This is a genomic window from Mucilaginibacter aquaedulcis (assembly GCF_030409325.1).
Lineage (GTDB): Bacteria > Bacteroidota > Bacteroidia > Sphingobacteriales > Sphingobacteriaceae > Mucilaginibacter > Mucilaginibacter aquaedulcis.
The window spans coordinates 947,566-961,417 of the sequence record NZ_JAUFPR010000002.1 but is presented as its reverse complement, the minus strand read 5'-3'; the positions used below and the strand labels follow the sequence as shown (position 1 = coordinate 961,417).

The 13,852-nt window shown below is 41.6% G+C and carries 9 protein-coding genes; all 9 read left to right on the top strand.

Translation table 11 applies throughout. The annotated features are described in order from the left end of the window. Nucleotide 1 precedes the first annotated feature (1 nt). The 9 genes from QWZ01_RS08600 to QWZ01_RS08560 are packed head-to-tail and all read left to right on the top strand — an operon-like array spanning nt 2 to nt 13,844. Nucleotides 2-1,459, top strand: a complete 1,458-nt coding sequence (locus QWZ01_RS08600; RefSeq protein WP_290322893.1) for a sialate O-acetylesterase — start codon at nt 2-4, stop codon at nt 1,457-1,459. A gap of 4 nt (nt 1,460-1,463) precedes the next feature. Continuing rightward, nucleotides 1,464-4,262 carry a glycoside hydrolase family 2 protein gene (locus QWZ01_RS08595; RefSeq protein WP_290322892.1) on the top strand — a complete coding sequence of 933 codons (2,799 nt, stop codon included), beginning with the start codon at nt 1,464-1,466 and terminating at the stop codon, nt 4,260-4,262. Between the two features lie 50 nt (nt 4,263-4,312). Then, the gene (locus QWZ01_RS08590) at nt 4,313-7,015 is read left to right on the top strand and encodes a glycoside hydrolase family 78 protein (RefSeq protein ID WP_290322891.1); all 2,703 of its coding nucleotides are present in this window, start codon (nt 4,313-4,315) and stop codon (nt 7,013-7,015) included. An 18-nt stretch (nt 7,016-7,033) separates the two neighbouring features. Beyond that, a complete protein-coding gene (locus QWZ01_RS08585; RefSeq protein ID WP_290322890.1) occupies nt 7,034-7,756 on the top strand; it encodes a DUF3826 domain-containing protein in 723 nt (240 codons plus the stop codon). A gap of 11 nt (nt 7,757-7,767) precedes the next feature. Beyond that, nucleotides 7,768-8,904, top strand: coding sequence for a sialidase family protein (locus QWZ01_RS08580; RefSeq protein WP_290322889.1), 1,137 nt, complete (start codon nt 7,768-7,770; stop codon nt 8,902-8,904). Nucleotides 8,905-8,911: 7 nt separating this feature from the next. Beyond that, nucleotides 8,912-10,315, top strand: a complete 1,404-nt coding sequence (locus QWZ01_RS08575) for an acetylxylan esterase (RefSeq protein WP_290322888.1) — start codon at nt 8,912-8,914, stop codon at nt 10,313-10,315. A 5-nt stretch (nt 10,316-10,320) separates the two neighbouring features. Further along, entirely contained in the window at nt 10,321-11,214 is an 894-nt protein-coding gene (locus tag QWZ01_RS08570; protein WP_290322887.1) for a sugar phosphate isomerase/epimerase family protein, read from the top strand. A 6-nt stretch (nt 11,215-11,220) separates the two neighbouring features. Further along, the gene (locus QWZ01_RS08565) at nt 11,221-13,143 is read left to right on the top strand and encodes a hypothetical protein (protein WP_290322886.1); all 1,923 of its coding nucleotides are present in this window, start codon (nt 11,221-11,223) and stop codon (nt 13,141-13,143) included. Continuing rightward, nucleotides 13,140-13,844: an L-rhamnose mutarotase gene (locus QWZ01_RS08560; protein WP_290322885.1), complete on the top strand. Its 705-nt coding sequence runs from the start codon at nt 13,140-13,142 to the stop codon at nt 13,842-13,844. The genes QWZ01_RS08565 and QWZ01_RS08560 overlap by 4 nt, the downstream gene beginning before the upstream one ends. Nucleotides 13,845-13,852: the final 8 nt, after the last annotated feature.

Below are 13,852 nucleotides of genomic sequence, written 5' to 3'. Positions count from 1 at the left end.
GATGAGGGTTAGAGAAATATTTGTTTTGTTGATCATGATGGTTTGTTGCTTAACAAGCAGTAAGGCACAGGTTATATTACCTAAAATATTGGGTAATGGAATGGTGCTGCAACGCAATCAGTCAATACCTATCTGGGGAACAGCCAAGCCTGGCGAAAAGGTTAGCGTTAAATTTAAAACTCAAAGCAAATCTACAATAACCGACCAGGCAGGTAAGTGGATAGTGATGTTAGATGCGATGCAGGCGTCGGCAAAACCAGCTACTTTAACCATAAAAGGATCAAATAGAATTGAATTGCATAATATTTTGGTAGGTGAGGTTTGGTTATGCTCGGGCCAATCAAATATGCAGTATGAGATGCGCAAGAATAGCAAGGTAAAAAAGCCTGATACCAGTACAGTTAATTCCCCGGTTGATGAATTGGAACGCACTCATAACTCCCACATCAGGATATTTCTTGTAACCCAAAAAAATCTTCAAAAGCCTGATTCTACCCATTCAGGCTGGAGTATAGCCGAAGACTCTGCTTTGAGGGCATTTTCTGCGGCAGGTTATTTCTTTGCTAAAAATTTAAATCATGATCTCAACGTGCCTGTTGGCATTATTTCCTCGGCAGTAAGCGGCAGCAGAATTGAACCTTGGGTGTCAAGTGATGCTTTTGATGCCATCCCATACTTCAAAGCTAATAATGTTAAAATAGATGGTGATCCGGGGAAGTTCTACAATAAAATGATTGAGCCGCTGGCTCCCTTTGCACTTAAAGGTTTTTTATGGTACCAGGGTGAAAGCAATTGCTTTTTAGGTGAAACCATTACCTATACCTACAAAATGGAAGCGCTCATCAATAGCTGGCGTAGGCTTTGGAGCAACAGCAATCTCCCATTTTATTACGTGCAGATAGCGCCCTACTATTATTCGCAAGGAAAAGGGCCTGTTTCCTACACAGAGTATACAGAGCCCGAACTGCGAGAGGCCCAAACTATGGCCCTGAAAATACCACACACGGCCATGATTGTAACTACGGATTTGAACGATGATCTGAAAAATATTCATCCGCCCTTTAAATGGGAAATAGGCCGACGGTTAGAATTACAGGCCCTGGCTGACACTTATAATCAGAAGCAGCTTGTAAGCTCAGGACCCATGTACAAAAGCATGAAGACCAGCGCCAACAAGATCATTATTGAATTTAACAGCGTTGGCAATGGCCTGGTTAGTCATAACGGAAAACCACTAAGCGACTTTACAATTGCCGGTACCGACGGCAAATTTGTACCCGCTGATGCAACCATAATAGGCAATACCATTGAAGTTTCAGCACCATCTGTAACTGTGCCGGTGGCTGCCCGGTTTGCCTGGTCAGAATCTGCCCAACCTAATTTTTATAACCGAAACGGATTACCGGCTGTGCCTTTCCGTACCGATAACCCTTTAAAGTTTACCTTAAACGCTAACTGAAACTATGAGATCCACCTGCCTTAAAATATATTTTGTTGTCTTGTTTATACTTAGCGGGTTAATTATCCACGCACAGGAAACGCAAAAAATGTTTCTTTCAGGTACAGGTAGTGATCACACCGTTAACTGGCAGTTTTTCTGTACCGAAGGCAGGAACTCAGGCAAATGGACAACTATTCCGGTACCCTCTAATTGGGAGTTTCAAGGATTTGGTAAATATAACTATGGGCTATCTAAAGATAGTTTACGAGGCAAAGAGAAAGGGCTGTATAAATATGAATTTGCCATACCGGCATCGTGGCAGGGTAAAGCTATTAATATCGTTTTTGATGGTTCAATGACCGATACTGAAGTTAAACTTAATGGGCAATCTGCCGGGCCCATACATCAGGGCTCGTTCTACCGCTTTAAGTACGATGTGAGCAAAATGCTTAACTACGGAAAATCCAACTTGTTGGAGGTAACTGTCTCCAAACATTCGGCCAATGCTTCGGTGAACGCGGCGGAAAGAAAAGGCGATTTCTGGATATTTGGCGGCATTTTCAGACCAGTGTTTTTGGAGGTATCTCCACAAAGTCATATTAATTACTACGCCATTGATGCAAAAGCAAATGGCAACCTGAAAGCTACCTTAAGACTATCATCAGCCAAAACAGGTATAATAACCGGACAGATTTATACACTGAATGGTCAAAAAGAAGGTGCTGCATTTACAGCTAAGGTTAATACGGGAGATACATTGGTCAATATCAGTACCCATATTTCATCTCCCAAATTATGGACGCCCGAATCGCCAAACCTGTATAACGTAGTTTTTACTCTCACGCAAAATGGCAAAACTATACATGCTGTAAAGCAAAGAATTGGTTTCCGCACAGTGGAACTGCGTGAACATGACGGTATTTATGTTAACAATGTTAAGATCAAGTTCAAAGGGGTAAATCGGCATTCGTTTTGGCCAACAACAGGCAGGGCTTTAAATAAAAAGATAAGCATTGAAGATGTGCAGCTGATGAAAGATATGAACATGAATGCGGTCCGCATGTCGCATTACCCGCCTGATGATCATTTTCTGGATGTATGTGATTCATTGGGTTTGTTTGTATTGGATGAGTTAACCGGCTGGCACCACAGTTACGATACACAGGTTGGTTCCAAATTAACCAGGGAACTGATAGAAAAAGATATAAACCATCCATCCATAGTAGTTTGGGACAATGGCAATGAGGGAGGGTTTAACTTTGATCTTGATCATTGGTTTGATGAACTTGACATACAAAAGCGCCCGCTTATACATCCCTGGGGAATTTTCAGAGGCACCAATACACAGCACTATATCAACTATGATTATGGCATTAACACAGGGATCAATGGGCATGACGTATTTTTCCCGACAGAGTTTTTACACGGGCTTTATGATGGCGGGGCAGGTGCCGGTCTGGAAGATTTTTGGAACCAAATGTGGCATACACCAATTTCGGCAGGTGGATTTATATGGGATTTTGCAGATGAGGCAGTAGAACATGCAGACAAGAATGGTGAACTGGATACAGACGGCGATCATGGCCCTGATGGTATAGTTGGCCCATACCACGAAAAGGAAGGCAGCTATTATACTATTAAAGAAGTTTGGAGCCCGGTATATCTTGAACCACGAGAAATTACCCCGGCTTTTAACGGAACCCTGCGCCTGCAGAATCGCTATTTTTATACAAACCTTAAGCAATGCAGTTTTAGTTACAAATTGGTTAAGCTGGATAATCCCTATCAAAAAGCAAGTATTGCGGCCAAATCAGGTGTAATAACATCTCCTGATGTGTTGCCGGGGCAATATGGCAATTTGCAGGTACAATTACCTGTCGGCTGGCGGGGTTTTGATGTATTGTACATCACTGCTTATGATGTTACAAAGCATGAGCTATTTACCTGGAGTTTTCCGATCAGCAGTCATGATAAACTAACGGCCGGCATGATTAGCAAAACAGGCGAGAGCAAAGCTCAGCTAACTGAAACTGATTCGTTATTTAAGGTTAAAGCCAGTAACGGCATCGAGCTGGACTTTAACCGCAACTCAGGTATACTGGTAAAAGTAAAAAATGCTAAAGGGAATATTCAATTTAATAACGGCCCTATATTGATTGAAGGACAGGGACAAGCCGGTTTCCAAAAACTCATACATCGCTACGAAGGAGATAATTTAATAGTAGAAGGTGTATTCCCACCAAAGCTAACTGAGCCAGTGCTGCGGTGGACTATTTACCCATCAGGGTGGGTGCAATTAGATGTAAAATACTGGCCTATTGGTGAAGAAGCAACACTATTAGGGGTAAATTTCTCTTTTCCGGAAAAGGAAATAAAAGGAGTGAGTTATTTAGGTGATGGCCCATACCGTGTTTGGAAGAACCGGATGAAAGGCACACGTCTGGGTGTTTGGGACAAGATATATAACAATACTATTACCGGCCAGGGCAAAGTAGTTTACCCGGAATTTAAAGGCTATTACTCCAACCTGTACTGGATGAAGTTAGAAACCACTGGCCAACCTATAACTATTGTATGCAATAGCCGCGATGTGTTTATGCGTTTGTTTACCCCGGCAAATCCGCAAAAGGTATACAATGTGGCCCCGGCTTTCCCTTCCGGCGATATATCATTTATGCATGGCATTACGCCAATAGGTACTAAATCGCAAAAGCCGGAAAATTTAGGGCCGGCCGGCAAAAAGAACCAATATTTTAATTATGACAAAAATATAGAGGATGCGCTGTCGCTCAACCTGTATTTTGATTTTTCGGGTAAGTAATGCAAAAATTACACATATATATATCCCTGGTTTTAATCCTTGTTGTAAACATGGGTTTAAATACTTATGGAAATATAAGTCTGCAAAATCTGAAGTGCGAAATGTTACATAATCCGCTTGGGATTGGTACAACCCATCCGCGTTTAAGCTGGCAGATTGTAAGTGATACCCGAGGTGTTGAACAACAGGCTTATCAGATCATGGTATCATCAACAGCTGAAAAGCTTGAGCGTGGTGAAGCTGATCTGTGGGATTCGCATAAGGTTAATTCTGATCAATCTGTTATGGTTAGTTATGCTGGCAAGCCATTATTAAGCCGCACAAATTGTTATTGGAAAGTTAGGGTTTGGACAAACAAAGGTGCAAGCTCCTGGAGCAAGCCTGCTATGTGGACAGAAGGATTACTAAACCAGGCTGATTGGAAAGCCCAATGGATAGGGTGCGATAAAGGTTTCTCCTGGGATAGCGTATCTAAATTTTCACGCCTTTCGGCCAGATATTATCGTAAGCAGTTTGATGTTAAAGCAGGTATCAAAAAGGCAACGGTTTATATAGCTGGTCTTGGGCATTATGAACTTTACGTAAATGGCAAACACATTGGCGATCAGGTACTGGCTGAGCCACCTACTGATTATACCCAATCTGTAAAATACAATACGTTTGATGTTACCGATAATATTAAGCAGGGCGAAAATGCGATAGCTTCCATATTGGGTAACGGACGTTTCTTTACCATGCGGCCTAAGTACAAACCAAAAAAGATCAAGGAGTTTGGTTTCCCGAAGATGTTGCTGCAATTAGAAATTGAATATACAAATGGTACCCGGCAAATTATAAGCAGTGACAATAGCTGGAAATTTACAGCAGATGGCCCCATCCGTACCAACAATGAATATGATGGAGAGGAGTATGATGCCACCAAAGAATTTGTTGGCTGGAACAACATTGGTTTTAACGATAAGGCATGGTTAAATGCTGAATCGGTACAAGCACCGGGAGGCAGGATTGAAGCGCAAATGAACGAACCCATTAAAATAATGGATACTATAAAGCCTGTTGCTATAAACCAGGTGAAACCCGGGATATGGATCATAGATATGGGGCAAAATATGGCAGGTTGGGTACAAATGAAAGTAAAAGGAAATAGAGGCGATAAAATAACTCTTCGTTATGCTGAAACTTTGCAACCTAATGGTGAACTGTATGTTGCCAACTTGCGCGATGCTAAAGTGACAGATGTTTACACCCTTAAGGGTAGTGATCTGGAAACCTGGCACCCGGTATTTGTATACCATGGTTTCAGGTATCTGGAGATCAGCGGATATCCAGGTAAACCGGAGCTGACAGACCTTGAAGGGCATGTAGTATACGATGCCATAGCCAACACAGGTGGCTTTGAAACATCAAACGAGCTTATTAACCAAATTTACAAGAATGCTTACTGGGGAATACTGAGCAATTACAAGGGGATGCCTGTTGACTGCCCGCAGCGTAATGAGCGTATGCCATGGCTTGGCGACCGTGCTGTTGGCTCCCTGGGAGAAAGTTTTGTTTTTGCCAACGGAAACCTGTATGCCAAATGGTTGGATGACATAGGCGAGTCGCAAAAGCCGGATGGTGCTATACCTGATGTTGCCCCGGCCTATTGGAACTATTACAGCGATAATATGACCTGGCCGGGTACTTATATCCTGGTAGCCGATATGCTGTATCGTCAGTTTGCTGATGAGGCTCCTATTCAAAAGCATTATGCATCTATGAAAAAATGGATGGATTACATGAAGCGGAAATACATGAAGGATAACCTGATCACCAAAGACAAATATGGCGATTGGTGCGTTCCGCCCGAATCACCCGAACTCATCCACTCCAAAGATCCTGCCCGCAACACCGAAGGGCAATTAATAGCATCGGCCTACTATTTTCATTTATTAGGGTTGATGCAAAAGTTTGCTGTACTGCTTCATAAACCGGTTGATGCAAAAAACTTTAGCGCCCAGCAGGCAAATACAGCTAAAGCTTTCAACCAAAAATATCTGGATAAAAAGAAGTTTCAATATGATAATAATACCGTTACGGCTAATTTATTGCCGCTCTATTTTGGCATAACACCACCTGAAGCTCGTCAGGAAGTATTTAAAAATATTGTCAATAAAATTCAAGATGAAGCAAAGGGCCACATCAGCACAGGAGTTATCGGTACGCAATGGCTCATGCGAGGCTTATCCGAATATGGGCGACCGGATTTGGCTTACCGTATAGCCAGTAACAACGATTATCCAAGTTGGGGTTATATGGTAAAACATGGCGCAACTACCATTTGGGAACTTTGGAACGGGGATACTGCCAACCCAGCCATGAATTCACATAATCATATTATGCTCCTCGGCGATCTGATAGCCTGGTTTTATCAGGATCTGGCAGGTATTAAAACAGTAGATGCGGGTTTTAAGCAAATTGTAATGAACCCTGCTGCTATTCATGATTTGAATAGTGTAAAGGCTTCTTACCAAACTCCTTATGGGTTAGTGAAAAGCAGTTGGACTAAAAATGAAAGCGATTTCAAATGGCATATAACAATACCACCAAATAGCAATGCATTGGTTTATCTGCCTGCTTCAATAACGTCAGTTATCACCGAGAGCGGAAAAGCAATTACAGCGATAAAAGATATTAAACTGATGAAGATGGAAAATGGAAAGGCCGTTTTCCGGGTAGGTTCAGGCAATTATGATTTTGAAGTTAAAAATTAATCTATATAAACTTTATTGATGATGAAGAAATTAAACATAATAGGTACGGCATTCATAGCAATGTTGTTTTTAACCATTACAAGCTATGCACAGGAACTGACAGCTTCGAAGCCAGTATCTGCAACACCCGAAGCACAAGTAAAAGCAGACGCTGAGGTTGATAAAAAAGCCACTGATTGGGTAAACTCCTTAAGCCTTAATGATAAAGAAAAAGAGGGACGTGTAAAAGAGGTGATAGCCGCCCATCTTAAAGCAATACGCGACTGGAACAATAGCCATAGTTATGAATCTGTACCGGCTGGTATTAACCCTGAAAGTGGTAAGCCATTGAGTACTATGGACAGGCAGATCATAGTTAACTCATCATTGCCAAAATCTGTACATGAAAACCTGATGACTGGTTTACGAAAAGATTTGAGCGAAGAACAGGTACAAGCCATACTTGATAAATATACAATCGGTAAGGTGGCTTTTACACTGGCTGGCTACAAAGCCATAGTACCCGATCTTACCCCTACAGAAGAGACAGCTATACTTACTAACCTGAAGCAGGCTCGTGAGCAAGCGGTTGATTTTAAGAATATTAAACAGATATCGGCCATATTTGAAATATACAAAACCAAAAATGAACAGTATTTGAATAATAATGGCCGTAACTGGCACCAGTTATTTAAAGCTTATGTAGAAGCTACAAAGGCTAAAAAAGCGGCCGACGCTGCTGCCAAAAAATCAGCACAATAACTTAAAAAGCTATGTATAAAAAAGCAATTATAATATTAGTAACCTGTTTCATCACCATAAACAGCTTTGCCCAAACCAAACCATGGCACAAAGGTATTTTGACCGATGAGTTTATATACGAAAAAGCACCTTACCCGGAATGCCATGCATCTACCATTGCAGAAACTTCAAAAAAAGGATTAATAGCAGCCTGGTTTGGAGGAACCAAGGAGCGAAACCCGGATGTATGTATTTGGGTAAGCAGATTGGTTAACGGCAAGTGGACAGAAGCGGTTAATGTAGCTAATGGTATTCAAAATGATACTTTACGCTATCCATGCTGGAACCCGGTATTGTTTCAAGTGCCTGGAGGGGAGTTACTATTATTTTATAAAATAGGCCCAAGTCCTGCAAAATGGAAGGGGTATATGAAAACTTCGGCTGATGGTGGCATTACTTGGTCAGCGCAAAAAGCTTTGCCTGAAGGCATTTTAGGGCCGATTAAAAATAAACCGGTCTGGCTGAAGGATGGTACTATATTAAGTCCTTCAAGTACTGAGGGTAATGGCTGGCAAGTGCATTTTGAAGCCAGTAAAGATCAGGGAAAAACCTGGACGTTAATAGGCCCAATAAACGACGGCAAGGAGTTGAATGCTATTCAGCCAAGCGTTCTGTTTCATCAAGATGGTAGCCTGCAAGCATTGTGCCGTAGCCAAAACAGGTCTATATTAACTACATGGTCAAAGGATAACGGCCAAACCTGGTCACCGCTTGAAAAAACAAGTCTGCCCAATAATAATTCCGGCACCGATGCCGTAACTCTGAAAGATGGCCGGCAACTGTTGGTATATAATCATGTATTGCCCCCGGGAAAACAAACCAAAGGAGCCCGTACACCTTTAAATGTATCTGTTTCAAAGGATGGAATTAACTGGTATGCTGCAGCTATTTTGGAAGATTCACCAATCAGTCAATATTCTTATCCATCGGTTATTCAAACCTCTGATGGTTTGGTTCATATCGTTTATACCTGGCGCAGGCAGCGCATTAAACATGTGGTTATAGATCCTAAAAAGCTTGATCTGAAAGAGATCAAAAATGGTGAATGGCCAAAAGTAGCGGGGTACACGTTACCGGAAATAAAAGGAGAGGTTGACGTACTTAAATAATATGATCATGAAACAGCACAAAGTATACGTTTTATTGATATGCCTGCTACTGAATGCGGTAGGTTTACATGCGCAGCAAACTACCGATGGGCAGTATAAAAAAACGTTGAAGGAGGTGCTGGATGAGATACAAACCAAATATCATGTAACTATTAAGTACTCGCCGGCTATGGTTAGCGGCAAATGGGTAAACTATGCAGAATGGCGCTTTCGGCCTGACGTTGATACCACGCTGGCTAATGTATTAACCCCGCTCGATTTAAAGGTAAACAAAGAGGGGCTGGGTAAGTATAAATTAAAAGAGTATGAGTACTATCGATGGGCTGTAATCGATGGTTGGAAAGAACTCGATCGTATAGCATCACAATATCATGATAAGGCGAGTTGGGAAATGCGCAAAGCAGAATTAAAGCCTGAATTATATAAAGCATTGGAATTATCTCCGTTACCTGCCAAACCCGTGTCAAAACCTATCATTACTCCAAAACGGGTGTTTGATGGCTATACGGTGGAGAATATTGCCATTGAGATATTACCAGGACTATATATCAATGGGTCGTTGTATAAACCATTGAAAATAAATGGAAAGATCCCGGTTATATTAAGTCCTGATGGGCATTGGGAACATCAGCGTTACCGGGCTGATTGTCAATTGCGCTGTGCCACGCTGGCCCGCATGGGGGCTATGGCATATAGCTATGATCTTTTTGCCTGGGGCGAATCTCTGCTGCAGTTCAAAGAAGAGGATCACCGCCGTAGCCTGGCTCAAACTATTCAAACTCTGGGTGCTATCCGCATATTGGATTATATGTTATCGCTCAAGGAAACTGATCCGGCAAGGGTAGGTATCAGTGGTGGATCAGGCGGCGGAAGCCACACTGTACTTATGACTGCTTTGGATGATCGTATAAAACTCAGCGCACCAGTAGTATGCGTATCCTCCTATTTTTATGGCGGTTGCCCTTGCGAAAGCGGGATGCCTATTCACCAATGCGATGGCGGAACAGATAATGTAGAACTGGCAGCCATGGCAGCCCCACGTCCTCAATTGTTGATATCTGACGGGCAGGACTGGACGGCTCAAATGCCTGAGCATGACTTTCCGTACCTGAAAAAGATGTACAGATACTATAATGCTCAAAACCTTGTGGAGAATGTGCACATACCTACAGAAGGTCATGACTTTGGCCCGTCTAAAAGATTCCCTTTATATGAGTTTATAGCTAAAAATTTTCATCTGAATATTAATGCGATAAAAGATAAGAATGGGAAAATAGATGAATCAGAAGTAGCCATCGAAAAAGAACCGGATATGTATGTATTTGGCAATCACGGTGAAAAATTACCAGCTGGCGCTATAAAAGGATTTGATCAGTTACAAAAAGTTTTCACAGCATCTATAAAACAATAGAAAACATGAAAGACAAATTGATATTGATTTCAGTAACAACCTTTTTAATGCATTTGCCATTAAAGCAGTTACATGCGCAAACTGCCACAACAAAGCAACGGTATAAAGTTGCGGTGGTTGATTTAATGATATTAAAAAGGCAAAAACTTAGTGCATTTCAGCTCGCGAAAGATATTGGTGCCGATGGGGTTGAAATAGATATGGGAGGTTTAGGCGATAGGGAAACTTTTGATAATAAACTTGCTATTGATTCTGTACGCAAACAGTTTTTAACTCAAGCCAAAGAGCTTAATCTCCAGATACCATCCATGGGTATGACTGGCTTTTTCGCCCAATCATTTGCAGAACGCCCAACTGCTGTAAAAGCGGTGGAAGATTGCATCAATACCATGAAACAAATGAATATAAAGGTTGGCTTTTTGCCATTGGGTATTAAGGGTGATCTGGTAAAATATCCAAACCTGCGGCCAGCCATTGTATCCCGATTAAAGGAAGTTGGAAAAATTGCTGAGAAAGCTGGCGTTGTAATAGGTATAGAAACTTCGTTAGACGCCAAAACCGAACTTCAATTATTAAAGGATATTGGTTCTCCGGCTATAAAGAGCTATTTCAATTTTGAAAATGCCCTTCAAAACGGTCGAGATCTGCATAAGGAATTACAAACATTAGGCAAAAACAACATAGTTCAGATACACTGTACCAACAGTGATGGCCAGTGGCTACAGAATGATTCAAAAATTAATCTGGAAAAGGTAAAAGAAACATTAGATAAAATGGGATGGAGTGGTTGGCTTGTCATTGAACGCTCAAGGGATGCCAAAGATCCCCGTAATGTTAAATGGAATTTTAGTGCCAATACAACATATGTGAAATCGGTATTTCAAGGTCCTAACGAATAAGCTGTAATGAATATAATCCGCATATATTTTGTGTTTGTTCTGTTAACTGTGCTATTGACAGGTAGCAGTTTGGCGGCTGAAATTTGGGTTGCACCAAATGGCTCTGATAACAATAGTGGCGAAGAGCAACAACCACTGGCTACCATTGCTATGGCTCTCCGGAAAGCCCGGGAACTGCGGAGATTAAATGATCCATCGGTAAAAGGGGGGATTCATATCAGGGTTAAAAAGGGAGTTTATCAACTAAGTGAATCATTATTTATCCGCCCCGAAGATTCCGGCACTGCAGATAGCCCTACAATTATTGAAGGTTTGGACGCCGAACAAACTGTAATTAGCGGAGGTATAAACATCAGTGGCTGGCAAAAGGTAGCTGATAATATCCCCGGTTTACCAGCTGAAGCCAGGGGGGAGGTTTGGGCAGCCGATGTATCCTCAATTGGCAACACACCCATGCAATTCAGACAGCTTTGGATAAATGATCAAAAAGCCACCCGTGCAAGAGATTTAGATGCGCCGCTAATGAGCCGTATTTTATCCTGGGATCATCAAACACAAACCTGTTGGATACCTAAACCACAAGCATTAGACTTAAGTCACGTCAACGGCATGGAGATGTTTATTCATCAGTGGTGGGCCATTGCTATTTTGCGAATAAAATCTGTTGAAGTAAGGGGAGATAGCGCCAGACTGGCTTTTTACCAGCCTGAAAGCCGTATCCAGTCCGAACATCCGTGGCCCGCACCTTGGCTTTCTAAAAAAACAGGTAACTCGGCTTTTTATTTAAGCAACGCTATTCAGTTTTTAAACCGACCTGGCGAATGGTATCTGGACATACCGCATCAGAGAGTTTACTATATACCCCGTGAAGGTGAGGATATGAAAACGGCATTCGTAACAGCTCCTTACCTGGAAAATCTATTACGTGTTGAGGGCTCTATAGATCATCCGGTAAACTATATATCCTTTAAAAATATTTCATTTCAGCACACAGGTTGGCTATTGCCTTCAAAATCAGGTTTGGTGCCTCATCAGGCCGGTATGTATATGCTTGATGCATACAAACTCAAAATCCCGGGAACACGAGATAAAAAAGGCTTGGAAAACCAGGCCTGGGTTGGTAGGCCACAAGCTGCGGTTGACGTGGCTTATGCCTCGAATATTAATTTCGAGGGTTGTCATTTTGAGCATATGGCTGCTACTGCTTTAGACTATCGCCGCGGTACGCATGATGATCTGATAAGTGGCAACCTGTTTAAAGATATTGGAGGATCGGCCATCATGGATGGCGTTTTTTCTGATGAAGCACAGGAAGTTCATCTGCCTTATAACCCAAGTGATAAAAGAGAAATATGTACCAACGACCATATTGAAAATAACCTCATAACTGATGCAACTAACGAAGATTGGGGCTGTGTAGGTATAGGTGCCGGTTATGTTAAGGGGATCAGCATTGCACATAATGAGATTGGCGGGGTTAATTACACTGGCATCAGCGTTGGTTGGGGGTGGACAAAAACTACCAACGCCATGAGTGATAATCATATTACAGCTAATAAAATACATCATTACGCCCGTAATATGTATGATGTTGCAGGTATCTACACGCTATCGGCACAGCCCGGTTCAGTGATCAGCAATAACATGATCGATAGTATTTATAAAGCTCCGTACGCGCACGATCCTAATCATTGGTTTTACTTATACACCGACGAGGGTTCATCTTATATCACGCTCAAAAATAACTGGTGCCCGGCTGAAAAATTCCTGCAAAATGCCAATGGACCCGGGAATATATGGGAGAACAACGGCCCTCAAGTAGCTATCGAAATTAAAAACAAGGCAGGGCTGGAGAAGCCTTATCAATACCTGCTGAAATACAAATCTCATACTCTGGAGAATCAACCCATTAATCATAAAACGGAATGAGGTATCTGATTAAATATATACGAAAAGGCTTGGTTTTAATGATTGTTTTATTAGTGCTTTTGGGTAAGGTCAAAGCTTATGCATTAACGAGTCCTTTCTCAGTTGTTGAAGTTATTTTGGCAAAAGGCAAGATTATTAATAGCGCGGCTATCACCAGAATAGCAAAGAGTGAAGGTTTACCTGCATCGTCAGTTTATCAGTGGAATAACCATTTAGTTGTTTATAGCAAAAATTTAAATGTTACCACATTGCAGAAGGCTGTAAAACTGGCATATCCAACATGTACTGTTAAGGTATATACTAAACCATTTTATGATTTTGACAGGAAACAGCAGTGCGGTAATATGCTGCTTGCGGATGAATGGGACAACATTATACTTACGGCCAATCTGGTTAATGACTCCAAACTACAACAGGAATATCTGAACTATCATGCTACCCAATTTAAGAAGTGGCCGGAAGTAGCTAAAGGTTTTTGCAACGCTAACTTCCAACAATTACTGGTTTTTAGAAACGGCAGGCAACTAATGTTGGTGATCAGCATACCAAAAGGGGAAAGCCTTGATAAATTGAATCCAAAAACAAGTGAAAATAATCCCCGCGTTAATGAATGGAATAAACTTATGAAAAAATATCAGGAAGGTATCCCTGGTTCCAAACCCGGTGAAGTGTGGGCATTTTTTAAAAATAAAAATCAATAATATAAAAC

Bases quoted from the DNA above. Each gene is read 5' to 3' on its own strand.
- QWZ01_RS08585 (WP_290322890.1), top strand. From the start codon at position 7,034: ATGATGAAGAAATTAAACATAATAGGTACGGCATTCATAGCAATGTTG.
- QWZ01_RS08575 (WP_290322888.1), top strand. From the start codon at position 8,912: ATGAAACAGCACAAAGTATACGTTTTATTGATATGCCTGCTACTGAAT.
- QWZ01_RS08580 (WP_290322889.1), top strand. From the start codon at position 7,768: ATGTATAAAAAAGCAATTATAATATTAGTAACCTGTTTCATCACCATA.
- QWZ01_RS08600 (WP_290322893.1), top strand. From the start codon at position 2: ATGAGGGTTAGAGAAATATTTGTTTTGTTGATCATGATGGTTTGTTGC.
- QWZ01_RS08590 (WP_290322891.1), top strand. From the start codon at position 4,313: ATGGGTTTAAATACTTATGGAAATATAAGTCTGCAAAATCTGAAGTGC.
- QWZ01_RS08560 (WP_290322885.1), top strand. From the start codon at position 13,140: ATGAGGTATCTGATTAAATATATACGAAAAGGCTTGGTTTTAATGATT.
- QWZ01_RS08570 (WP_290322887.1), top strand. From the start codon at position 10,321: ATGAAAGACAAATTGATATTGATTTCAGTAACAACCTTTTTAATGCAT.
- QWZ01_RS08595 (WP_290322892.1), top strand. From the start codon at position 1,464: ATGAGATCCACCTGCCTTAAAATATATTTTGTTGTCTTGTTTATACTT.
- QWZ01_RS08565 (WP_290322886.1), top strand. From the start codon at position 11,221: ATGAATATAATCCGCATATATTTTGTGTTTGTTCTGTTAACTGTGCTA.